The sequence below is a fragment of the Veillonella parvula genome, from assembly GCF_001553335.1.
In the GTDB taxonomy this organism is placed as follows: domain Bacteria; phylum Bacillota; class Negativicutes; order Veillonellales; family Veillonellaceae; genus Veillonella; species Veillonella parvula_S.
Genome location: NZ_KQ960774.1, coordinates 48,762 through 71,510, shown reverse-complemented (window position 1 = coordinate 71,510; position 22,749 = coordinate 48,762). Strand labels below are relative to the sequence as shown.

General features: G+C 36.7%; 21 protein-coding genes. 1 reads left to right on the top strand and 20 read right to left on the bottom strand.

The annotated features are described in order from the left end of the window. Positions 1-60: 60 nt before the first annotated feature. The 20 genes from HMPREF1865_RS00465 to HMPREF1865_RS00370 all read right to left on the bottom strand — a co-directional run bounded on the left by HMPREF1865_RS00465 (position 61) and on the right by HMPREF1865_RS00370 (position 21,226). Positions 61-1,320, bottom strand: a complete 1,260-nt coding sequence (locus HMPREF1865_RS00465) for a glutamate-5-semialdehyde dehydrogenase (protein ID WP_060918832.1) — start codon at positions 1,318-1,320, stop codon at positions 61-63. Between the two features lie 9 nt (positions 1,321-1,329). Beyond that, a complete protein-coding gene (proB, locus tag HMPREF1865_RS00460; protein ID WP_004693178.1) occupies positions 1,330-2,451 on the bottom strand; it encodes a glutamate 5-kinase in 1,122 nt (373 codons plus the stop codon). 71 nt (positions 2,452-2,522) lie between these two features. Next, positions 2,523-2,807, bottom strand: a complete 285-nt coding sequence (yhbY, locus tag HMPREF1865_RS00455; protein WP_004693176.1) for a ribosome assembly RNA-binding protein YhbY — start codon at positions 2,805-2,807, stop codon at positions 2,523-2,525. Positions 2,808-2,815: 8 nt separating this feature from the next. Next, positions 2,816-4,087, bottom strand: coding sequence for a GTPase ObgE (gene obgE, locus HMPREF1865_RS00450; RefSeq protein ID WP_060918831.1), 1,272 nt, complete (start codon positions 4,085-4,087; stop codon positions 2,816-2,818). Positions 4,088-4,104: 17 nt separating this feature from the next. Beyond that, on the bottom strand, positions 4,105-5,244 hold the full coding sequence (locus HMPREF1865_RS00445) for a S41 family peptidase (protein WP_008600791.1): 1,140 nt from the start codon (positions 5,242-5,244) through the stop codon (positions 4,105-4,107). A gap of 1 nt (position 5,245) precedes the next feature. Continuing rightward, positions 5,246-6,427, bottom strand: a complete 1,182-nt coding sequence (locus tag HMPREF1865_RS00440) for a murein hydrolase activator EnvC family protein (RefSeq protein WP_004693169.1) — start codon at positions 6,425-6,427, stop codon at positions 5,246-5,248. Between the two features lie 5 nt (positions 6,428-6,432). Continuing rightward, a complete protein-coding gene (ftsX, locus tag HMPREF1865_RS00435) occupies positions 6,433-7,320 on the bottom strand; it encodes a permease-like cell division protein FtsX (RefSeq protein ID WP_004693167.1) in 888 nt (295 codons plus the stop codon). Next, positions 7,310-7,996, bottom strand: coding sequence for a cell division ATP-binding protein FtsE (gene ftsE / locus HMPREF1865_RS00430; protein ID WP_004693165.1), 687 nt, complete (start codon positions 7,994-7,996; stop codon positions 7,310-7,312). The genes ftsX and ftsE overlap by 11 nt, the downstream gene beginning before the upstream one ends. 14 nt (positions 7,997-8,010) lie before the next feature. After that, the gene (locus HMPREF1865_RS00425) at positions 8,011-8,943 is read right to left on the bottom strand and encodes a transketolase family protein (RefSeq protein ID WP_024061787.1); all 933 of its coding nucleotides are present in this window, start codon (positions 8,941-8,943) and stop codon (positions 8,011-8,013) included. Beyond that, on the bottom strand, positions 8,943-9,779 hold the full coding sequence (locus tag HMPREF1865_RS00420; RefSeq protein ID WP_004693160.1) for a transketolase: 837 nt from the start codon (positions 9,777-9,779) through the stop codon (positions 8,943-8,945). The genes HMPREF1865_RS00425 and HMPREF1865_RS00420 overlap by 1 nt, the downstream gene beginning before the upstream one ends. A 33-nt stretch (positions 9,780-9,812) precedes the next feature. Beyond that, on the bottom strand, positions 9,813-10,913 hold the full coding sequence (csaB, locus tag HMPREF1865_RS00415) for a polysaccharide pyruvyl transferase CsaB (RefSeq protein WP_060918830.1): 1,101 nt from the start codon (positions 10,911-10,913) through the stop codon (positions 9,813-9,815). Then, positions 10,906-12,948, bottom strand: coding sequence for a DUF5693 family protein (locus HMPREF1865_RS00410; RefSeq protein ID WP_004693155.1), 2,043 nt, complete (start codon positions 12,946-12,948; stop codon positions 10,906-10,908). Before HMPREF1865_RS00410 ends, csaB begins: the two co-directional genes overlap by 8 nt. A 12-nt stretch (positions 12,949-12,960) precedes the next feature. Continuing rightward, entirely contained in the window at positions 12,961-13,656 is a 696-nt protein-coding gene (locus HMPREF1865_RS00405) for an LmeA family phospholipid-binding protein (protein ID WP_004693153.1), read from the bottom strand. A gap of 8 nt (positions 13,657-13,664) precedes the next feature. After that, positions 13,665-14,772 (bottom strand): peptide chain release factor 2 gene (prfB, locus tag HMPREF1865_RS00400; RefSeq protein WP_230949585.1). Its coding sequence is split into 2 segments (ribosomal slippage): positions 13,665-14,714 and positions 14,716-14,772, totalling 1,107 coding nucleotides; the frame shifts between segments, so codons are not numbered across the junction. 120 nt (positions 14,773-14,892) lie between these two features. Continuing rightward, positions 14,893-17,328: a preprotein translocase subunit SecA gene (secA, locus tag HMPREF1865_RS00395; RefSeq protein WP_155640495.1), complete on the bottom strand. Its 2,436-nt coding sequence runs from the start codon at positions 17,326-17,328 to the stop codon at positions 14,893-14,895. A gap of 218 nt (positions 17,329-17,546) precedes the next feature. Then, complete coding sequence (gene hpf, locus HMPREF1865_RS00390) at positions 17,547-18,074, bottom strand: ribosome hibernation-promoting factor, HPF/YfiA family (protein ID WP_008600782.1); 528 nt, start codon at positions 18,072-18,074, stop codon at positions 17,547-17,549. 241 nt (positions 18,075-18,315) lie between these two features. Continuing rightward, positions 18,316-18,513, bottom strand: coding sequence for a cold shock domain-containing protein (locus tag HMPREF1865_RS00385; RefSeq protein ID WP_004693056.1), 198 nt, complete (start codon positions 18,511-18,513; stop codon positions 18,316-18,318). 516 nt (positions 18,514-19,029) lie between these two features. Continuing rightward, positions 19,030-19,755: an amino acid ABC transporter ATP-binding protein gene (locus HMPREF1865_RS00380; protein ID WP_004693054.1), complete on the bottom strand. Its 726-nt coding sequence runs from the start codon at positions 19,753-19,755 to the stop codon at positions 19,030-19,032. Continuing rightward, entirely contained in the window at positions 19,752-20,408 is a 657-nt protein-coding gene (locus HMPREF1865_RS00375; RefSeq protein WP_004693053.1) for an amino acid ABC transporter permease, read from the bottom strand. Before HMPREF1865_RS00375 ends, HMPREF1865_RS00380 begins: the two co-directional genes overlap by 4 nt. A gap of 11 nt (positions 20,409-20,419) precedes the next feature. Further along, positions 20,420-21,226, bottom strand: a complete 807-nt coding sequence (locus HMPREF1865_RS00370; RefSeq protein ID WP_008600779.1) for a basic amino acid ABC transporter substrate-binding protein — start codon at positions 21,224-21,226, stop codon at positions 20,420-20,422. A gap of 903 nt (positions 21,227-22,129) precedes the next feature. Here HMPREF1865_RS00370 and HMPREF1865_RS00365 point away from each other — a divergent pair. Beyond that, positions 22,130-22,732 carry an HD-GYP domain-containing protein gene (locus tag HMPREF1865_RS00365; RefSeq protein ID WP_004693025.1) on the top strand — a complete coding sequence of 201 codons (603 nt, stop codon included), beginning with the start codon at positions 22,130-22,132 and terminating at the stop codon, positions 22,730-22,732. The last annotated feature ends 17 nt before the right edge of the window (positions 22,733-22,749 follow it).

The following is a 22,749-nucleotide window of genomic DNA, read 5'->3' as shown; positions in this document are numbered from 1 at the left end:
ATCGACCCTTTGGTGTTTGAATGTATCTATAATATGCTCTTATAAAATAATATAGTTTCTTCACGTCCGTACTTGGCCTTCTCCAAATACAAAATATTTATAAGATGTCAGAGCTTGTAACCCCATAGGGCCTCGAGCATGGAGTTTTTGTGTACTAATGCCAATCTCAGCACCAAAGCCAAACTCAAAGCCATCTGTAAAACGTGTAGATGCATTATGATACACAGTAGAGCAATCTACTAAATTCATAAACACATTAGCACGCATAGGTTCATCTGTGATAATAGCCTCAGAGTGATGTGTAGTATACCGATTCACATGATCAATAGCTTCTTCAAGATTTTCAACGATACGCACATTTAAGTCCATATCATTGTATTCTGTGCTGAAAGACTCTTCTGTTAAAGGAATTGTATTCTCCATATATTGAGCTACAGCCTCATCACCATGAATACGAACACCATATTCTAGTAGTGCTATATTAAGGCGTGGTAAAAACTCTCTAGCCACAGCTTGATGAACTAGTAAGGTTTCCATAGAGTTACATACAGATGGACGTTGAACTTTAGCATTGACTGCAATTTCTAGAGCCATCTCTAAATCAGCAAATTCATCAACAAAGGTATGACATACACCGCTGCCAGTTTCAATAACAGGGATACTACTATCTTCTACAACACGGCGAATAAGTCCAGCACCCCCACGTGGAATGATTACATCAATATATTCCCGTTGTTGTAAAAGTACTCCAACCAGATCTCGATCAAGCACCTCAACTAGTTGAATAGAGTCACCATTAATACCTAACGACTCTAAGGTATTCCGCATAATAGACACGATGATTTGATTCGTGTGAAATGCCTCCTTACCACCTCGTAAAATTGTAGCATTTGCTGTCTTTAAACAAAGAACACCTGCATCTATGGTTACATTAGGACGGGCTTCAAAGATAATACCAATTACACCAAAAGGTACGGATCGCTTTTCAATAATCAAACCATTAGGACGAGTGATTGTTTCTATAATGGAACCTACAGGACTTTCAAGAGCAGCCACTTGACGCACCCCTTCTGCCATTTGAGCAATGCGACTAGGTGTCAAAGTCAATCGATCTATCATAGTTCGAGGTAAATTATAGTCAACAGATTTTTCTAGGTCTAACTCATTAGCCGCCATAATTTCATCTGTTTGTGCTTCTACAGCATCAGCAATTGCTAACAATGCAGAATCTAAAGTTTCTTGATCGAGTTGGGCTAATTCAAAAGATGCCGTTTTAGCTCTCTGGCCCATATCTTTACAAATTTTTTCATACTGGTTCATAGGATTTCCTCAGTGTAATAAAACTAGATTATTACGATGTACAGCCTCATCATAGGTCGTATTAATACCCAGAATTTCGGCTATATCATTTGTATTGTGACCTTTAATCGCCTTCATATCATCAATACTATAATTAATAAGTCCACGACCAATTTCCTTATGATCATGATAAATGGAAATTGTATCACCAGGTCCAAAAGTCCCCTCTACTTCAATAATACCAGCGGGCAGAATGCTAGCACCCTTATCTAAAACAGCGCGAGCACATCCGTCATCAATCGTAATGGAGCCTTTTAATCGTTTACCAAAAGCTAACCAATGATGTTTACCAGATAAACTTGCATCATGGGCTTCAAAGAGTGTCCCAATTTGTTCACCCTTACATACACGACGAACAGAATCCTCTACTTCACCGGAGGTGATAACCATTGGTACACCAGAATTTGTTGCCATATGAGCAGCTTTAATTTTTGTATACATACCACCCGTTCCCATATTAGAACCAGCACCACCTGCAATAGCATAGGTTTCATCGTTAATTTCAGAAACAGTTTCTATCAAAGTAGCATCTGGATTAGTGGCTGGGTTAGCTGTATATAAGCCTTCAATATCTGACAAAATGATAAGTAAATCTGCATCTACAATACCTGCAACAGTAGCAGATAATGTATCGTTATCACCGATTTTAAATTCTTCGATAGCAACCACGTCATTTTCATTAATAATAGGAATAACGTTAAGTTGCAATAAAGTATGTAATGTATTACGCAAGTTAAGATAACTATGTCGTCCAGTACTATCCTCTTTCGTTAAAAGAATTTGCCCTACGGTTCGACCATATTCTCGAAACATGCGCTCGTACATATGAATGAGAATACCTTGACCTACTGCAGCAGCTGCTTGTTTTAATACGAGATCTCTAGGCTTTTCTTTAAAGCCTAAAGGGGCAAGACCTGCACCAGTAGCACCAGAGGAAACAAGAATAATCTCTTTACCTTGGTTAGCCAAATCTGATAATTGGCGCACTAATCTTTCAATACGCTCCAAATTTAAATGTCCGTTAGTGTAACAAAGCGTACTGCTACCAACTTTGACTACAATTCGTTTTGCATTAACGATGGCGCTGCGCATAGACTAACCTCCTAAGGTTGAAATTCTTAACTACGATGTATACAAATTTTTATGATCTACTAGATATAAAATTATTTTGGCAAAATGATTTTAGGTTCTTTTTTAGCTTTATATAAAACACCATTAAAACCAATCACTTGAACTAATTCAGCGCCAAGCATATCTGCTAAATCTTGAAAAATTGTCTTATCTTCAGGACTATTATTATGTAATTTAACCTTAATAAGCTCACGTGCTGTAATCGCTGCACGAGCACTATCTATAACGCTATCCTCTAAACCATTTTTACCAATTTGGACAACCGGTGGTATTGTAGCCGCCAATGAACGTAAATACCGTTTTTGTTTTCCTGTCATTATTACTCCTACTCTTGGAAAGTAAAGCGCTGATCGCCGATTACAACTTCATCACCGTCTTTACAGCCTTTTTCCTTCAATTTTGCATCAAGCTCCATAAAGCGCCAAATGCGTTGGAATCTACGAAGAGATTGATCATCGTCAAGATTTGTCATAGCTACTAATCGTTCAATACGTTTACCAGTAATGTAGAAAGCAGCATCATCACCACGAGTAATGACAAATTCTACATCTTGTTTTGCTTCGTATACAACTGTGTCATCATTTGCTTCAGGCTCTGGTTCGTAGTTTTCTACATAGTAGTAAGCTCGTTCCATAAGCTCTGACAAACCTTCACCACTTAAGGCGTTAATGAGAAATACTTCATAGCCTTTATCTTCAAAATATTTTTTTGTTTCGGGAATCGTCGTGTCATCAAAGACCATATCGATCTTATTGAGAGCTATAATTTGTTTCTTATTAGCCAATTTTTCAGAGTATTTACGTAACTCTTCATTAATCGCATCAAAGTCGACCTTAGGGTCTCGGCCTTCCATACCAGATACATCTAGAACATGAATTAAAATATTCGTACGTTCAACATGACGTAGAAAATTGTGACCTAGACCTACACCTTCACTAGCCCCTTCAATAAGGCCCGGAATATCGGCCAAAACAAAGCTACGATCTCCAGAAATTGTAACTACCCCAAGTACTGGTGTTAGTGTAGTAAAGTGATATGCTGCCACCTCTGGTTGAGCTTTAGATACTTTTCGCAAAATACTAGATTTACCAACAGATGGATAACCTAATAAACCTACATCAGCTAATACTTTAAGCTCTAATTGTAACCAGAATTCTTCACCAGGTTCACCCTTTTCTGCAAAGGTTGGTGCACGGTTAGCACTAGTTTGGAATCGAGCATTGCCACGACCGCCACGACCACCTTTGGCAATAACAAAGGTATCGCCATCGTTGACAAGGTCGCAAAAGATTTTTCCTGTTTCCTCATCTTTAATTACTGTCCCCAATGGAACTGGAATGATAAGAGGATCGGAACCTCGACCGTGCTTATTAGAGCTTTCACCATTACCGCCAGCTGGTGCCTTAAACTGACGTTTATATCTAAAGTCTACAAGCGTATTAATATTCTTGTCAGCTTTAAAAATAACATCCGCACCTTTACCACCATCACCACCACTAGGGCCGCCATTTGGCACGTATTTTTCTCGACGGAAGCTGGACATACCATCCCCACCGTCACCAGCTTTAACAAAGACGCGCGCTCTATCTATAAACATAATTTAACTCCTATGCATTATTGCTGTAATAGCTCTAATGCTTTTTTAATTTGAATATCATCTAATGTACTAGATGGATGTACACCTTTTGGTAAATCGATTTCTACATCAGGTTTAATACCTGTTCCATCAATAACACGATCACTTGGCGTATGGTACTTAGCAATAGTTACTTTAATTCCTTCATCATCTAAACTAGGGAAAATAGTTTGAACGGTACCTTTACCATATGTATTAGTACCTACGATAGTGCCTAATTTACGATCTTGAACAGCCCCTGCTATGATTTCTGATGCACTAGCAGAGCCCTTATTAACTAAAACAACCAATGGCATAGCTACATCAGGTCCATCTGACTTATAAGTATCCTTTTTACCTGATCGATTTTGTACTGTTACGAGTGTACCTGGAGGCATAATATAGTTAGATATCTTTTCAGTAGTAGATAATAAACCGCCTGGATTATCTCGTAGGTCCAAGACAAGGGCCTTCATACCTTGAGATTGAAGCTCTTTATATTGAGTGGCAAAATCTTCTGCGGTATTTTCTGCAAACTGACTAATACGAATATATCCAACTGTGCTAGTAAGCATTTTACTTTTAACAGTAGGCAAAACTATGGATTCACGAGTGATATCAAAATGCAACTTTTCACCATTACGTTCAATATCTAAAGATACGGTAGTACCAGCTTCGCCACGAATACGAGAAGATGCTTCCTCTACCGGAATTTCAGTAGTGGATTGTCCATCGATAGCAATAATGTGGTCTCCAGGTTTAATTCCAGCTTTAAAAGCTGGTTGGTCTTCCATTACGCTAACTGCATATAGACCTTTATCATCAGTACCAAGGACCATACCAACACCAGCATATGTTGCAGATGTTTGCATTTTCATAGATTTATATTCTTCTGCATTTAAATAAACACTATGCGGTTCTCCCAAAGAGTCAATTAACCCCTTTAGCATACCATCATAAAGGGTAGTTTTAGCCATAGGTGTCATAAAAACTTGACTCGCAGTATAATAGGCTATAAATAATCTTGGTAGCCCCCAGAATGAACCGGAAAGATACCAAAATGTAAGCCACATAATAACAATGCCAGAGCCTATATATTTCAATAGACTCCATAACACTGTACGTGTATCAAATTTCATATTATAAATATCCCATAGGATCCACAGGATCCCCACTTATACGAACTTCAAAATGTACATGTGGCCCTGTACTATTACCTGTGCTACCAGCATAGGCAATAACTTGACCCTTACCTACATCTTGCCCTTCAGAGACAGCAAGTTCAGAATTATGTCCATAAAGAGTAGACATGCCATTACCATGATCGATAACTACGGCATAACCATAGCCACCCATCCAACCCGACCAAGCAACAGTACCACCATCTGCAGCATGAACAGGTGTACCTTCATCAACACCAATATCAATGCCAGAATGATAAATTGTAGTGCCCCAAATCGGATGTGTACGATAGCCATATGGAGAGGTAATTTCACCACTTACAGGCCACCCAAGTTGACCAGACCCTTGTACCCAAGAGTAAGTTGGTGAAGATTGTTGAGCCGCTGCTGCAGCACGAGCAGCGGCACGCTCTGCTTGACGTGCTTTCAATAACGCTGTAATCTGTGCAGAAGATGCATTTAATTCTTCTACTGCTTGCATTGCTGTAGCACGATCATTTTGAGCCTTTTGAAGAACTACCTCACGTTCTTTCTTCTTTTGCTCTATTTCAGCTCGTTTTGCCGCAGCTGCTTTTTCAAGCTCAACTAGTTTTGCGCGAGACTGTTCTAGTGCTTGCTTTCGAGCCGCTATTTCAGCGCGCTCTTTTTTGATTTCCTCAATTAATTTAATATCAGAATCAATAATTCGTTTTAAAATTTCTAAACGATTAGCAAAGTCTGTAAAATCTTTAGATCCAATAACTACATCTAAGTAACTTAAACGACCGTTAATATAAATATCACGTACACGCTTATAAAATACGGCTTCTCGCCCTTCTAGTCGTTTTTGTGCTTCAGCAAGTAATTTTTCATTCACTGTAATATCATTTTCAACAGCTATACGTTGTTGTTGAATAGAATCCAATTGTTGCTGAGCCTGACGTAATTGTTCTTCGATTTGACGTAACTGTTCGGATACACTGACTATTACAGTTTCAGCATCTGCCTTTTTAGCATTTTGTTGATTAACTTGTTGTTGAATTGAATCAAGTTGATTTGTTAAATCTTCGTCCTCTGCAACGATGTATAATGGTGTTCCCAATACCACTATACCAGTCAAAATTGCCGCTACGAAGCGAGATTTAAATATACTATTATTCATAAACATTACACCTTCATGTATTGTTTCAAAGAAATAGTACTACCAATAGCACCTACTACTATGCCGCCACCTAAGATATAAAGGGCTACATCATAGAAGAATGGGAACATTGGTACTAAAGGGAAGAATGCTAATGATTCAGAAACTTCCATTGTGATGAAGTGATAAAATTCACCAACGCAAAGAACGGCAATGATAGCACCAATTAAGCCTAACAACATGCCTTCAATCAAAAATGGCCAACGAATAAATCCATTAGTAGCACCTACATATTTCATGATTGCAATTTCTTTACGACGTGCGAATACAGTCAACCGAATTGTATTTGAAATGATGAATAGTGTTGCAGCTGCTAGGAAAGCAATCAATACAATCCCACCAATACGAATTACTTGCGTAATGCGGAAAAGCTCTTCTACAATATCTTGACCATAATGTGTACTTTCTACGCCTTGGAATGTCGTAGCTAATTTTGCAGTTGCTTTTACATCGCTAGGATTATCAAAGGTTAACACGTACGAGTTAGGCAACGGATTTACATCACCTAAAGCATTCACCAATTGTTGCTGATCACCAAGGCGTTCTTTAAACTCCTTCATAGCTTGCTCTTTATTAACAAATTCTAAATGCTTTAAGTTAGGTATAGCCTTAATTTGCTTTCCTACTGCCATAATTTGATCAGTTGTTAAACCATCCTTTAAGTAAATACTTAACTGTACTTGATTTTCTAGACTGGATGCCATGTTATTCAAATTAATGACACCACAAAGGAATACACCGAGCATAAATAAGGATAAAGCCACTGTAGAAATGGACGCTAATGTCATAAGTCCATTACGTTTCATAGACTTCAGTGCTTCTTTAAAATAGTATTTTATCGTTCTAGGCTTCATTAATTTCTGCACCTCTCATATTATCACTTTGAACACGGCCGTCTTTTAAACGAATAACGCGTTTATTCAAGTATGAAACAAGATCCATATTATGGGTAACCATAATAACGGTAGTGCCGAAATTGTTAATATGCTTAAACAATTCAACAATATCCTTACTAGTATCAGGATCAAGGTTACCAGTAGGTTCATCAGCAATTAATACTGTTGGGCGATTAACAATTGCACGCGCAATAGCAACACGTTGTTGTTCCCCACCAGAAAGATCCTCTGGTAAGTCATTAGCCTTCTCAGATAAACCAACAAGGTCTAATACATGACTCACCTTTTCTTTAATGATTTTTGGTTTTTCTTCAATAACTTCAAGAGCAAAAGCAATATTCTCTGCTACCGTTTTATTAGGCAATAATCGGAAGTCTTGGAATACAACGCCAAGCTTTCTCCGCAATTTAGGAATTTTACTGCGCTTCATACGCGTAACATCAAAGTCATCAACAATGACAGTACCAGCATCTGGCACTACCTCATGCGTTAATAACTTAAATAATGTTGATTTCCCTGCACCACTGTGACCACAAACGAGAACAAATTCACCATCGTTAATGGTTAAACACACATCGTCTAATGCAACAGAACCATTATCATAGACTTTACTAACATTCTTAAATTCAATCATGGGATCCCCTTTGATTATTTACGAGCGATTACACGTTTTACGGCTTCTACAATATCATTGGCAGTTAAGCCATACTTTGCCATTAGTTCTTTTGGTGTTCCACTCTCCCCAAATGTATCTTGGACACCAACGAATTCCATAGGTACAGGCTTATTAGATGCTACTACTTCAGATACAGCAGAACCGAGGCCACCAATAATATTATGTTCTTCAGCTGTAACGATAGCACCAGTTTCCGCAGCGGCTTTTATAATTGCTTCAGCATCAATAGGTTTAATAGATGCCATATTAATAACACGTGCAGATATATTAGATTCAGATAAAGTTTTAGATGCCTCTACAGCAGGTCCAACTAATGCACCACAAGCAATAATTGTAACATCAGAACCATCTACCAAAATAGTAGATTTACCTGGCACAAATGAGTAGCCTTCTGTTGTTACATCATCTACACCAGCACGCCCCAAACGAACGTATACTGGGCCGTTATAAGATGCAGCCCATTCGATAACAGCCTCTGTTTCACGCTCATCAGCAGGTACCACTACAGTCATATTTGGCAATGTACGCATACAGGAAATATCCTCTAAACTTTGGTGCGTTGCACCATCCTCACCAACAGTAATGCCCGCATGTGTAGCACATACTTTCACGTTTAATTTAGGATAGCATACAGCATTGCGAATTTGTTCAAATGCACGTCCTGTAGCAAACATGGAGAAAGATGATACAAATGGAATCTTACCTGCCGCTGCAAGTCCAGCACCAACAGAAATCAAGTTTTGCTCTGCAATACCTACGTTAAAGAAACGTTCCGGGCACACAGCTTTAAATGTGTCTGTTTTAGTAGATTTGGATAAATCCGCATCTAGTACGATAATATTAGTATTCTCTTTACCAATGCGAGCTAGCGCATTACCATATGCTTCACGTGTTGCTTTACCCATTATTGCACCCCCATAATTTCATTAACAAAGGCTACACCTTGCTCTTCACTTGGTGCTTTACCATGCCAGCCTGCTTGACCTTCCATCTCTTCAACGCCTTTACCCTTTACAGTATGCATGACAATACATGTTGGGCCTTCTGTGAAAGCTTTCGCAGTTTCAATAGCATTATGAAGCTCATCAAGGTCATGACCATTAACTTCAATAACATTCCAATTGAAAGCCTTGAACTTTTCTGGAATTGGTAATGGAGAAAGAACTTTAGTAATATCACCATCAATTTGAAGACCGTTAAAATCGACAAAAGCTGTCAAATTATTCAGTTTATAAAAGCCAGCAAACATTGCAGCTTCCCACACTTGACCTTCTTCAAGCTCACCATCACCAAGAATAGAGTATACACGGTAATCTGCATTATCAATTTTGCCTGCCAATGCCATACCACAAGCCGCAGAAATGCCTTGTCCTAAAGAACCTGTAGACATATCTACACCTGGTGTGTGTTTCATATCAGGATGGCCTTGTAACATATGATTAATTTTACGTAAGTTCATGAGTTCTTCTTTAGGGAAATAACCTTTTTCAGCCAATGTAGCGTATAGTGCAGGCGCTGCATGACCTTTAGAAAGGACAAAACGATCTCTATTAGGAGCTTTTGGATTTGCTGGATCTACATTCATCTCAACATAGTACAACAAGGCCATCACATCGGCGATGGATAATGAACCACCTGGGTGACCGGATTTCGCTGCCGTTACAGACTGTACAATACCAACGCGAATAGCTTTTGCCTTCTCTTGAACTAATTGTTTAACATCTTGTGTTAATGTAGCCATAGAGACCTCACTTTCTGGATAAAATCCAATATATTAATAATCTTTAAGTAATGAAATAGCAATTTCTGCATTGCGTTGGGAATCTACACGCAATGATTCAATGCGATCATAAGATGCTTGATACTCCTCACGAGAATTCAACAATTTATGACACCATTGATATAAGGCTTCTTCACGCAAATGAGTCATTGTGCCAATAGGCTCTTGACCAATCATATGTAAAAAGCTTGTAATTTTAGGATCATAGGAAATACCAATAACTGGTTTTCCCATTAAAGAACTAAAAACTAAAGCGTGAAGACGTATACCAATCATGAGGTCCACATTTCCAGATAATGACACTTGTTGCTCTGTAGAGAACGGACCTTCTAGCACAATAGCGCCATTCGGCATATAGCTGGCAATGATCTTAGCCTCTTTTGTATCCTCAGGATGTGACATAGGAATAAAGATAATTTCCACATTATCTTGTTCTTGTAATCTGCTCAATACATTAGCTAAGGATTCTCTATACTCTGTATCCTCTTTCCAACTACGAACCGCCACACCAATTCGTTTACGTTGTTCATCTGCTTCAGATATTTTAGATATATACCCTTTCAGAATATGAGAGCCAATTGAAAGATCTGCTGGTTGCATGGCCAATACCGCATCTGCAGTAACTTCTACATCTTCAATTCCCAAAGAAACTAGTTCATCTTTTGAAATAGAATCTCTAACTGTAATAGTATCTACAAAACGCAATACAAATCCAACGGCACGACGTGTTGATGAACGATTTAAAGGACCAATACCTTGGGAGTATAGCATTACTTTTTTCCCAAGCAACTTTGCTAACGCCATAATACTTAAGTAATAGTAAGTATTGCGAATACTAGTAGCATCTTGTAATAAACTACCACCACCACTAATAACAAGATCCGAATGAGCAATTGCTTTTAAGATACCCAATGCAGAAAATGTACCTACAGTATTAATATTATGCTTTTTACTAGTCTCTTTAGGATTACCAGAAATTACAGTAATATGTGCATCAGCCTCTTCTTTACGAATAGCATCGATAATAGCACAAAGCATGGCCTCATCACCAGCATTACCAAAGCCATAATAACCAGAGATAACAATATTACTCATGGTCAACCTCCCTAGCTTGGAACCATTGTGTTACGTACATCATAAACCGTACTGCGATGATAAGAAGCACTCCAAAAAGGGCGCCAATTAACAAACCATCATAACCACGCATGATGGACATGAACACTGGCGTTCTAAGATGACAGAAGGTTTCAACCATCGAAGCAATGCCAATAACACCAGCTAGAGTTAACAAGAAATGAATTACTGTAGGCCACTTACGCATGAACGCAAAGGTAGCTAGCATTAAAGCAGGATGACCAATAATGAACTCTTTTTCACGCGGTCTCGCATACATTGTATTTTCAAGAAAACGACGTAGCATAAGTTCAAAGCCTGGTACAGGAACACCTGCAGTGTGTCCACTACGGCCAACAAATACCCATACTGCACCACCAAGTGCTGCTATTATAAAGAATACATATAATTTAACATCCATAGTTAAGAATTCCACTACAAATGTTTTCGCTTCTTCTTTGGAATTAATCATGCGGCCGTTCCACAATGGGAATCGTTGAAGGTACGCAATAATAACTAGAATAATTGGCAGAACAAAGGTCAACTTAACACCTCTAAAGAGAGCAAACTCCATAAAGAATTTCGTATTGCCCAATAAAGATGCGATATACATTCCGCCAATAGCAGCAAATAATGCAGCAATTACAAGATATAATAAGGCAAGAATAGTAGACTTAATGGCACCTAATGGACGTGCACCATCATAACGGCGCCACTCTTCCATCAAGCGTATCATAGCACCTACAGGAGCCATAATAGCACTAGATAGAGCCCATATTTGAGTAATTAAGGTACCACTTGTAAGAATAAATACAACAATGGATGCCAAAGAAATGCCAAAAAAGGCCACAAGTTGCGTATGCTTAGACATTGGTAACATCATTTGTAGAACATATACAAAAAGTGCTATAGCCCCGATCATTGTAATAACTACTAATAATGGATTTGGTGTATAAGCAGGATAAATATCCGCTGGACCAAATTCATAACCTTTTACAGCCAATTTCTCTGTAGCTATGTTAATATAGTTGATTGTAGTCTGTAATACAGTTTCATTATTTATACCTGTTTCATACATCGGAAACAAGTTAAAACGAATATTTCGCTCTATATCACTAATGTAAAAGCGTTGTGCCGCTTCTTCAGGGGTAATTTTCTTTAACTCCTCTTTAGCGATAGTATACACACGACCTACACTATAATTATTTTTGGCCGCCATTTCCAAGAAACCTTGTTGTGGCTCATACTGCAACTGATTTACAGCTTCGATACCAACTAGTGGAATATGGTTTTTATTTAGTAATGCTAATGTTTCATCCGTTAAATTAGGTGCACCTAGAGCTTCTTTACCAGCAAAAATCATCCCTGTTACATGAGGAATGCCTTCAAGTCGTTTAAATACATATTGAATATCTTCAGATGTTACGTTTCTATAGTTTGTTGGACGAACGATAACATTGAAACCACGATCTGCAACCTCTTGTGCTTGCAACTTTGAAATACCAAGATTCATCTTTGCATAGCTATCTGCTGTTGCACCATACAATTCAAGAACAGGACCAATACTTGTATTAAGCTCTTTCACCTTGTCCTTGCCAATACGGTGGTATAAATCCTCTCGAATTTCTTTATAATAACCTTCTTTACCTGAAATTAATGCCACATAAGTCGCCCCAGGTTTAATCGCAGCGCCATTAACACGAACAGAGTCCATCTCTTCAGAGCTTAATACTTTAACTTGGCCCGCATCTTTTGCTTTTTCTAACGTGCGATCATAAATAGCAAAAGCAGTCACACCAGCATTACGTAATGCATCAAAAGCTTCTTGTTGACTACGCTTTTCAAAGGCGCTGGCTCGTAAAACTGCATCATAGTCTACAATATTTTCAATATGATTTTGAGATTTCTCAATCTGATGGCGTTCAAATACTAAGTATAAGGAAGATAAAAGACCTATAATAATACAAAGTATAAGAATCCATGAGTACTTACTTTTTTGTGCGTTCCGATGATTCACGACAAATCCTTTCTAGTTGAGTACAGGTTTAACTTTAATGAGAATTTCACCATTATCAACAGTTAAACTTTCCGCTTTTACAGGAATTGGAAAATTGTTGAAGTCATAAATTTGAGTACTTTCTAACACATTAGATGTCATACCAGGAATTGTAGCACCATTTATGGTGAATTTTTTAGGTGAAAACAATAATGTATTGCCCTTTAACTCTAAATTCCCATCTAACTTAACATCCCCTTTAAACACCATGCCTACATTCATTTTACCGGTTAGGCTGATATTATCTTTACTAATGTCAACTTGTACGTCTTGAATATCACTACCTGCTTCATTACTTAAGAAAGTCGCTAAATCAGCTTTATTAATAGTCCCATCAATACTAGCAGTCCCAACACTAACGATATCAATTTGTTGACTAGCTAATAAAGAAATTGGATTAACAAGAATTTGTTTAGCATCAAATCGGAAGCTAGCAAAATTCAATTTACCCAGTTTAATATTCTCCAAAGTGCCATAAACACGATCCACCTCACCATATAAAATTTTGAAAGCAGGTTGAGCCTCAACATTTACTGTTTGAGCCGTTGGTTTCAATGTTTCATTTAATTGACTTTCAATACGAGAGCCAATAAAAGATGGTAATAAAAATTGGGATGCCACTACAAGAGCAATAATTAGCACTAATAGGAATAGTAAAAATTTTTTCATAGTATCTCCTAAATTGTTAAGTTAGCCTCTTTTTTTAAGAAACCTTCAACAAATGGGTCTAAGTTGCCATCCATAACAGCTTGAACATTACCAGTTTCTACACTAGTACGATGATCCTTAACAAGATTATATGGATGGAATACATAGGAACGAATTTGACTCCCCCACTCAATTGCTTGGTAGGTACCTCCAATCTGTTCTTTAAGTTCAGCTTGCTTTTCGAGCTCTAACTCAAATAGTTTCGCCCGTAACAAACGTAAAGCTTGTTCTCTATTCTGCATTTGAGAACGTTGTGTTTGGCATTGTACTACAATACCTGTTGGCTTATGTGTCATACGAACAGCAGAATCGGTTTTATTAATATGCTGACCACCAGCGCCACTAGCACGATATGTATCAACTTGAACGTCTTTCATATCGATATTAATTTCTACAGTATCATCGATTTCAGGCATTACATCGACAGCAGCAAATGATGTATGACGTCGAGCCGCGGCATCAAATGGTGAAATACGAACGAGACGATGCACACCTTTCTCAGACTTCAAGTAACCAAAGGCATTTTCACCTTTAACAAGGAATGTAGCAGATTTTATCCCTGCTTCATCACCAGGTTGTTCATCCATTAACTCGATGGAGAAGCCAGATTTTTCAGCCCAGCGCAAGTACATGCGAATTAACATAGAACACCAATCTTGTGCCTCCGTCCCACCAGCACCAGCATGAAATGTTAAAATAGCATTATTTGCATCATATTCACCACTTAACAATAAAAGTACTTCTTGCTTCTCCAAGGTTTCTTCTATTTGCTTAACATATTCCTTGATTTCACTCTCCATGGAGAGGTCATCTTCATCTATAGCCATTTCAAGCATCACATTAGCATCTTCAATATCACTAACAAGTTGCTTATAGCTTTCTACAGCATTTTTTAGTTGTGTGGCCTCTTGAGAAATCTCACGAGCTTTATCTGGATTATCCCAAAATGTAGGATCACTCATCTGTACATCAAGTGTAAATATTCGGTCTTCCTTCTGAGCGATGTTAAAGTGAATCCCTCATCCCATAAATACGTTCTTCTAGATTAGAAATAATCGGTTTTAAATCTTCTAACAATTTATGTTCACCACCTTTAGTTAATTAGCCTATTACATCAATAAACTATTACCTTAACAAAATAGAAAAATGGCCGTTGCCCAGTGGAAATCCCTTTGAGCAACGTGCCATTCACAAATCTTAATCTATGTTTTGTGGCTCCAACACATCTTCATGATGGGATTGTGCACCTTCTAAGTGATCAACTGGTTCTTCGATTTCTTGAATCAATTGTGCACGAATTTTATATAATGCCATGATTGTCTCATCTTGAATAGCTGCAATCATGTTTTGGAACATATCGAAAGCTTCAAACTTATATTCTACCAACGGATTCTTTTGACCATATGCACGGAGGCCAATACCTTCTCGTAGCATATCCATATTATCCAAATGTTCCATCCATTTATTATCAACAACGCGCAACATAATCGCCTTTTCAAGTTGACTAAACATAGCCTCTCCAAGCATATCAACGCGATCTTGATACTCTTCATGAGCAATTTCTAATAAGCGTTCTAATAAGTCTTGACGACTATATTCTTCCATATCTTGAGAAGACATAATCTCCTCTGTTAAGAAATATTGACTTAAATGTTTATAGAGACCTTCATAATCCCATTCTTCTGGATAGAGCTTTTCATCAGCATAAGCATCTACAGATTCGGTAACAAGCTTGTCAATCATTTCATTAATTGTTTCACGCAAGGATTCGTTACGTAAAATACGACGTCGTTGTTCGTATAATACTTCACGTTGTTGATTCATAACATCATCATACTCGAGTACATATTTACGAATATTATAGTTATGATCCTCTACTTTCTTTTGAGCACGTTCAATAGATTTAGTAATCAAAGAATGCTCGATAGGTTCATCCTCTTCCATACCAAGTTTATCCATGATACCTGTAATATTATCAGCACCAAAGATACGCATTAAGTCATCTTCTAATGATAAGAAGAATTGAGAAGAACCAGGATCCCCTTGACGACCAGCACGTCCGCGTAATTGATTATCGATACGTCGGCTTTCATGGCGTTCTGTCCCCAGAATTGCTAAACCACCTAGTTCTGGCACACCTTCTCCAAGAGTAATATCTGTACCACGACCAGCCATATTAGTAGCGATTGTTACCATTCCCATTTGGCCAGCAGCTGCAACGATTTCTGCTTCTTGTTCATGATGTTTAGCATTCAATACTTTATGAGGTACACCTTCACGCAACAACATGTCTGAAAGTTCTTCAGACTGTGTAATAGATGTAGTACCAATCAGAATAGGTTGCCCTATTTGGTGCCGTTCTACTGCATTTCGTACTACAGCACGATATTTAGCAGCTTTAGTTTTAAAAATTTGATCAGGCAAATCCATCCGGATTAAAGGCTTATTTGGTGGAATTGGTATAACCTCTAATCCATAAATATCGATAAATTCTTTTTCCTCTGTTTTAGCAGTACCTGTCATGCCTGATAATTTATCATACATACGGAAATAGTTCTGGAATGTAACAGATGCTAAGGTTTGGCTTTCGCGTTCAACTTTCAAACCTTCTTTAGCCTCAATAGCCTGATGCAAACCATCAGAGTAACGGCGTCCAAACATCAAACGGCCCGTAAATTCATCGACGATAACAACTTCACCATCTTTAACCACATAGTCTGTATCACGATGCATCATAGCATAGGCACGCAAAGAAGCACCAAGCAAATGATTCAACTCGATATTTTCTGCATCATATAGGTTTTCAACACCAAGCATTTTTTCAACCTTTGCGATGCCAGAATCTGTAGGGGCAATAGTTTTTTGTTTTTCATCGATAACATAGTCTTCATCTTTTATAAGGTGAGGAACAATTTTAGCCAATTTATAATAATTATCAGTGGAACGTTGACCAGGGCCTGAGATAATTAATGGTGTTCTTGCTTCATCAATAAGAATGGAGTCTACTTCATCCACAATGGCATAATTCAATGGTCGTTGTACCATTTGAACAACATCGGTTACCATGTTATCGCGTAAATAGTCAAAACCAAACTCATTATTTGTACCATATGTAATATCACACGCATAGGCTTCTTTACGTTGATTAAAGTCAAGATTAGCCACAATAAGACCCGTGGAAAGTCCTAAGAAATTATATAAACGTCCCATTTGCTCGCTATCACGAGTCGCCAAATAATCATTTACTGTTACAACGTGTACACCCTTACCGGTCAATGCATTCAAATATACGGGCAATGTAGCTACTAATGTTTTACCTTCACCAGTACGCATCTCCGCGATATTACCATTATGAAGGCAAATGCCCCCCATTAACTGTACATCGAAATGACGCATGCCTAAAACGCGTTTAGATGCTTCACGAACTACAGCGAATGCTTCTGGCAATAGGTCGTCTAACGTTTCCCCTTTTTGCAAACGACGTTTAAACTCATCAGTTTTTGCCACTAAGTTAGCATCACTTAATTTAATATAATTAGGTTCAATTTCATTAATATGATCTGCAATAGCACGCATTTTTTTAATTTCTTTTGCGTTATTATTGCCTAATAGCCTTTGTAAAAAGCTTAACAAACAAATCACTCCTCTACGGGACATCTTACATTATTTTATCTAACTTATTATAACGAAAAAGCCTTGAATAGTCAAAGAATTCAAGGCATTTCAAGATTATTTATAATATTATTTTGGCAAAAAAGGTGGATGACTATTTTAAGTCATCCACCTTAATATAATAATCGGCTGATTTAAAGTAGAAAGGAGTTAGGATTAAGTTCAGCCGACATTATATATTATTGAAGTTCTGGCTCGATCAAACCATAGAAACCATCATGTCTACGATATACAACGTTCATCGATTCAGTTTCAGCATTGAAGAACATAAAGAAATCATGACCAATAAGATTCATTTGTAAAATCGCTTCCTCAACATCCATAGGACGCACAACAAAGTGTTTGCGTTTTACAACTTCAATAGTTTCTTCTTCCACAGGAGTTGCCAAAGCTTCAGGATGGAAAGCTTCTTGTTTTTTGAAACGTTTAGCCAAACGAGTTTTATATTTATGGATTTGGCGAACAATTTTATCTACTACTAAATCAATAGCTGCATACATATCATCGTTGGTTTCCACACCACGAAGAACGATTTTATCAACAAAGCATGTAAGTTCAATTGTAGATTTATCTTTTACAACGGATAAAACCGCTTGTGCATTTAACTCATCATCGAAGTAACGAGTCAATTTACTCAATCTTTTTTCGATATATGCTCTTAAGGCATCTGTTACTTCAATGTTTTTTCCTCTAATTGCTACTTTCATAAGTCAACACCCTTTCTAAAAATCATCCACGAGATGCGAGTGTGTGGTATTATATAACCTTATCTCTCGTGTTATATTTAGTATTTCTACATCCAACTGTAAAACTCCTTCTTTTTTATCTAAAAATCTTATATTTTTTGTAGAATTATGTATAAAATGTATATAGAAAATCAAAAACCCTGATAGTATATACTATCAGGGTCCAATTATATATTGTTTTTATAATTTTTTTGGTATGTAGTTACGCTTTAACAACGTTAGCGGCTTGAGGTCCACGGTTTCCATCAACAATCTCAAATTCTACATTTTGACCTTCAGTCAAAGATTTGAAACCTTCGTCTTGGATTGCAGAGTAGTGTACAAATACATCGCTACCGTCTTCACGTTCAATAAAACCATAACCTTTTTCTGCGCTGAACCATTTTACTTTACCTAACATGGTAACATCCTCCTAAAAATATATATATTGTCTTGCTGTCTTGCTCTATATGTGTATCATAACACAGCATGTATAAAATATCAAACAACAATATTTACATTTTTAATGAATATACAAACACTAGAAATAAGAATATCATTTGCTGTAAATCTCAACAATCCCTATATCTATACATGTTATAAATAATTATATACACCCTATAAATTAATTGTATATTTTTATAATCATAAAATTATGTGAATTAAAAATTATTATTTTAAAAAATGACTGTATAAATTATTGTTATATCACAAATATTTATAGCAATAATCGTGTTTTTCAGATTAATCTACCCTGTAAATCTTTATACAAACTCTTTATAATTAATAAATTCAGTCTAAAAGTTATCAAATATATTAATAGATATTAAGCTATACATATATAATAAAAATTAATATAAATAGATAGGTTAAATTTAATGTAAAAAAACAGGAAGCAATTTCTAATTCTAGAATTTGCTTCCTATAATTATATTATTTAATCTAACAAAATTTTATCTAAGAATGATTTTGTTCTTTCATTGGTAGGTGCATCAAATACGCGTTCAGGTGTATTATCTTCTAAAATCAAGCCACCATCAACAAATAACACTCTATCCGCTACCTTTTTCGCAAAGCCCATTTCATGAGTAACGATGACCATCGTCATACCTTCCTCAGCTAAAGACTTCATAACATCTAGCACTTCACTAACCATTTCAGGATCAAGAGCTGAAGTAGGTTCATCAAAAAGCATTACTTTTGGTTTCATAGCTAAAGCACGAGCAATAGCAACACGCTGCTTTTGACCGCCTGACAAAGAATCAGGGTATGCATTGGCTTTATCCGCCAAGCCTACTCGATCAAGTAAAGCTTGACCTATCTTCTTAGCCTCTTCCATAGATGTTTTACGAACCTTAGTTTGTGCTAAGGTAAGGTTTTCCATAACTGTCATATGTGGGAACAAATTAAAGTTTTGGAATACCATTCCTACTTCAGCACGAACGTCATTTAACTTTTTCTTATCAGAAAGATCCATGCCATCTACGATAACCTTACCAGATGTAGGTTCCTCTAAATAGTTCATAGTGCGCAGTACCGTACTTTTACCAGAACCAGAAGGGCCGATGATTACAACTACTTGACCTTGTTTAATATGTAAATTAATACCTTTTAGTACTTCATTTTTACCAAAAGATTTATGTACATTTTCTAATTTAATCATTTAATGCTATATTTCCTTTCAAGATATCCAACTAATTGTGAGATAGTCACTGTCATAATAAGGTAAATCACAGCAACCGTACCCCAGATTTCAAAGGATGCATAGGTTTTAGCAATGATTAATTGACCACGACGTGTCAACTCCTCGAAACCGATAACAGAAACTAAAGAGGAATCTTTCAACATGGCAATAAATTCGTTCCCTAACGGAGGAATAATTGCTTTAAAAGCTTGAGGCATAATGATGTAACGCATGGTTTGTCCCCAAGTTAAACCAAGAGAACGACCAGCCTCCATTTGACCTTTATCAATAGATTGAATACCAGCACGGAAAATTTCAGATACATAAGCACCAGAGTTAATACTACATGCGGTAACAGCCGCAATATATGGATCAATCCGTTGACCTGTAATCATAGGCAAGGCAAAATAGATTAGGAAAATTTGCACCAGTAATGGTGTACCACGAATGATATCTACATAACATTTTGCAAGCAATCTAACTAATCTAAATTTAGATAAATTTGCTAAAGATACTAAAAGACCGATAAAAAAGCCACAACCTACAGACATGGCTGTAATTTCTACAGTCACTAGAGCACCTTGTAGCAAGAGCGGTAAATTATCCGCAATTAACCCCCAATTAAAACTCATAATCTCTCCTATTATTTAAATTCTAAAACTACTGGCATATCAGCAGGTGTATCTACATTAAACCATTTTTTATATAATGTATTAAATTCACCATCAGCCTTCATATCAGCAATTGCTTTATTAATTTCTTCTTGCAATGCTTTGTTATCCTTATTAATTGCTAAGCCCAAATATTCTTTAGTATTTGGATATGCCATAAATTTAATATGTTGATCAGGATGCTTAGTACTGTAATATTGAGCTACAGGTAAATCGATTACAGTTGCATCTACTCCACTATTTTGTAATTCTAACAAAGCTTCATTACTATGGTCAAATTCTTTTACAGTAGTACCTTCAATTTTATGAGCTAAATCTGCACCAGTAGTACCTAATTGGGCTGCAATTTTTTTACCCTTTAAGTCATCAAGAGAATTCACAGCCGTTCCATCTTTATATACTACTGCTAAGGCATTTTCATAATAAGGAGAAGAAAATAATACTTTTTCACTTCTCGCTTTTGTAATGGTCATACCAGATGCAGCAACATCAATATCATGTGTGTTCAAAGCTGGAATCAAAGCATCAAAAGCTACATTTTTTAGCTCTACATCTTTATTAATACGCTTACCGATCGCACGAATCAATTCAATATCAAAACCTGTATAATCTTGAGTTTTTTCATCTTTAAACTCAAATGGAACAAATGTAGCATTAGTGCCAACGACAAGTTTATTAGATGTAGGTTGATTAGAAGAACCACATCCACCAACTAAAGAAGCCGCCATCACTAACATACAACCGCCAAGAATTATTTTTTTTACTTTGCTATTTAACATATTATCAACCTCATTATTTTAACTTACTACTACTTTATAATAGTATATAGATTAAGTATAATTATGTCAATAATTTTGTATATAATTTTAGATGCAATCGCAAAATCTCTATATTTATATTTTAATTTTATACATTGTTTGTATAAATATTACGTTCATGTATAAAAACTTTCCCATAGTTAGTGGTTTTCTATAGATTTTATAATATACAACTGTATAAAAAAAGCACATGAGAAAAGCCTCATGTGCCCCTATACGGCTGACCTGGTCTTTGCCCCCACACTCGCCTGCTGGAAGGTTCGCTCATAAGTCCAAGACTCCCCACTACTACCTCTCTCGATTTTATCGGCAGGACTTACACCTAAGCCGCACCATGCTCACAACCCTTTGGGCTGCTTATGTGGATCGTTTTGCCTGCGACTAGCCTCGACTTTCAACCACAGACCCGTATAGACGTATTATAAAGAATAACAGTATTCATGTCTAGTTTTACTATTATTTTAAAAAATTTTGATTATATAGTTAAGTAGCCAAACATAATTTTTTTACCAAACATACTATCGCATAATTCTTAGAACAATGAGAATAAATTTTGCAACCCCTATTTGTTGATGTATAGAAAATTGGAATAGAAAACCTAAAATATTCTTCATAATATTTTAATATTTCTAAAATCACATTTTTTAAGTACCATATCTAGTGGATTCTTAAATTGTCAATTAGTTTTTGTATGCCAAATATGAATACAACATATTTGTAAGAACATACGTATCATACACAAAAAATTATTTATGGTGTATAATTTGTATACTGTTAAATTAGAACGGCCTAAAGTTGTACGATATGAACATAAGTACGAGGGGTTGTACCATATGTTCAGTTTGTTAGTTAGAGGGGTTTATTATGTTTATGTTATCATTGATGCAACCATCAGGTTTGTATGAACTGGAGAAAGATAGTTTAGAAGCCATAAGCGCACAACTTTTACAGATGATACAAATGAAAAGCTATCATCTCTATACACATTCTATCCAGGTTTCAAACTATGCTGTTAGCATCGCAGCTAAAATGGGTTTGCCATTAAATGAAATTGAACAGATTCGTCACGCAGCTCTACTTCATGACGTGGGTCTATTAATGGTACCTAATGCATTAATCCAAAAATCTCCATATCTTAATAAGCAAGAAATGTCTAAGTATAAACAACATGCTGCAAGTGGAGCCAATATGATTGAAAACTATCCTTGCTGCCAACAAATTTTGCCTTATATTCGTTACCATCATGAAAAATGGGATGGCTCTGGTTATCCCAAACATTTACGTGGTGCCAATATTCCGTTAGGAGCTCGAATTATTGCTGTAGCAGATTACTATGATACAACAGTTAATCCTTCTACTGAATTTTGGGCGAAAACAAAAGCTAAAGCAAAAGAAGAACTCTTTAGTGCATCTGGCTCACTCTTTGATCCTGATGTAGTTAAAGCATTTATTGATGTGCTTGGCTAATATGAAATCAAATATTA